This window comes from Bacillus cereus group sp. Bce019 (assembly GCF_051781745.1).
Taxonomy (GTDB): Bacteria; Bacillota; Bacilli; order Bacillales; family Bacillaceae_G; genus Bacillus_A; species Bacillus_A cereus.
On the sequence record NZ_JBPWJX010000278.1, the window covers coordinates 1 to 250 of the forward strand.

Consider the following 250-nt stretch of genomic DNA (forward strand, 5'->3'; position numbering starts at 1 on the left):
CTGACTGTTTCTGCCCATCCAATCAGCATCACTTTTACGACTGTTTCCTTCTACCAACACTTTGAATGTTTTTCCTAAATCTTTCAAGTTACTCTGACGTGATAACTCTCCCTGTAAGTCTACAATCTCCTGCAATCTTCTCTTTTTCACTTCTTCAGGTATATCATCTTCATATCTCCTTGCTGCTAGTGTCCCGGGTCTTTCGCTGTAGAAGAACATATAGCTCATGTCATATCCGCTGTATTGCATG

At 40.8% G+C, this 250-nt stretch carries 1 pseudogene; it reads right to left on the bottom strand.

The features are described 5' to 3' along the window. Positions 1-228, bottom strand: a pseudogene (locus ACS2QP_RS28330) (tRNA (N6-isopentenyl adenosine(37)-C2)-methylthiotransferase MiaB); the annotation flags it as partial. Positions 229-250 lie beyond the last annotated feature (22 nt).